This window comes from Desulfurobacteriaceae bacterium (genome assembly GCA_039832905.1).
Taxonomy (GTDB): domain Bacteria; phylum Aquificota; class Aquificia; order Desulfurobacteriales; family Desulfurobacteriaceae; genus Desulfurobacterium.
In genome coordinates this window covers 1-1,792 of the sequence record JBDOLX010000003.1, presented here as the reverse complement: position 1 = coordinate 1,792, position 1,792 = coordinate 1, and the positions used below count along the sequence as shown (strand labels likewise).

Genomic DNA, 1,792 nt, shown 5'->3' with positions numbered 1-1,792 from the left:
CCCTTATTACCCCCATTATTTCCTTCTAACGATTCAAAAGAAACTATAAGTTTTTCAGGACTATACAACTCCGAGTATTTTCTAAGTATCTCTATTATTTTCTTGAGCTCTGGAACCTTTTCAATTTTTGCATAAGAACTTTCTTTTATGGACAAAAAGAGCTTCTCTCTGGCTCTTGTCATCAAAACATAGGTTTTCCTAAAGAGTATTTCTCTTTCCTTAGGATCTTCAAAGCTCTTCTCTAAAAAGCAATCAAAACCGTGGATGATAATATTGTCTGCTTCAAGCCCTTTAACCCCCTGTAAAGGAAGTGCCTTAGCATTTGAAATATTCTTTTTTTCAAGGAGATTATTAATACTGTTAGCTATTTTCTTCGTATAAGCCAATATGTAAGTTTTCTTGTCTTTAGGAAGTTTCTCTACGATTTCTAATATTTTGTCAAAATCATTAAAATCTCCTAAGAAAATTTTCCCTTCTTCAAGGACATAACTAATATCGGATAACAAGTTGTTTTCTATATATCTTGCTTTCCTGTAATAGTTATTTATTGTCTTATCTAAAGAAAGTATTTCAAGCGCACACTTTGCTAAGTTGGAAGGAGTTCTGTAAATCGTTTTGAGGTTCCTTACTCTTCCTCTCATGGAAATCTCTTCTTTAAACATGGGATGGTAGAAGATGTCTCTCACACTATTCATCGTATACGGATAGAACTTCTGCCCTTCATCAATAAAGAAGATGCAGTTCTTAATCTCTTCTAACATTGCTCTCATAAATCCTGGAGGCATATCCTGTGTTTCATCACACAGGAAAATACTTATGGGGTTAGAACGGAGGTATTGTTTAAGCTTGTTCCTGAATTCCTGTATAGCTTCTTCTGTTTCAAAACGTTTATACTTCTCTTCTATTGAACTTTTGGTGCTTAGATTAAATTTATTGAAATCAAATCCAATCTCTTTTAAAAATTCAAACAAAGAATAAACGTAAACATTTTTATCGTACCTTTTAAGTTTTTTTAGCTCTCTTACGATGGCGTCTTTTAACTTTCTGTTGAAACAAATAACTAAAAATTTCTCCCTAGGTCTACTAACAATAAAGTTAATCAGAATTACTGTTTTCCCTGTTCCTGCTACGCCACGAATAATCCTAAATCCACCTGTGTAGCCGTTCAATACAGAAAGCTGTTTGTAATCAAAGAAAGAAATTTTCCCTTTTGACAAAATAGGGATTATTTTTTCTATACCTTTTTTCTCTCCTCCTAAGAGTTTAACTACGTCAATGAATTGTTCCCTCGTGGGAACAACGCTTGAGGACGAATTAAAGAAACGGCGAAAGTTTTCTTTACTTGAAAGGTCATCCTTAAAGAAAGTATGATTTTTATACCTTTTGAAAGATGGGTGTTTTTCAAAAAATTTTTCTCCTTCTTTGGAAGATATTGAAGGAAAGACAACTCTATGTTCAATATTAATCGGAAGAGTCTTTAGATTATCGTTTATATAACTTTTCAAGATATCTGCTTTTTCTCTCACAGATTTAAATAGATTATCATCAACTAAATGCTCCAAACTATCCCAATTTTTTACTTCTATCACATAGATACCCAAAACAGGATGCAGGAGAAGTAAATCTATCTCCTTAGATCCTGTAACATCAGGTATCACAACTCTATTCAGTATAAGAAAGTTTGGATCTTTAAGATCACCTTCTTCTAATAAAGAAGAAATAGATTTGAGAACTTCTAATTCGCCTTTTTCCCCTTTAAGGATCTTTTTTAGAGTTTTCCTTATCGTACTAA

At 32.6% G+C, this 1,792-nt stretch carries 1 protein-coding gene; it reads right to left on the bottom strand.

The features are described 5' to 3' along the window. The coding region (locus ABGX27_00075) for an NERD domain-containing protein (GenBank protein MEO2067897.1) at positions 1 to 1,792 on the bottom strand (1,792 nt) is incomplete at both ends.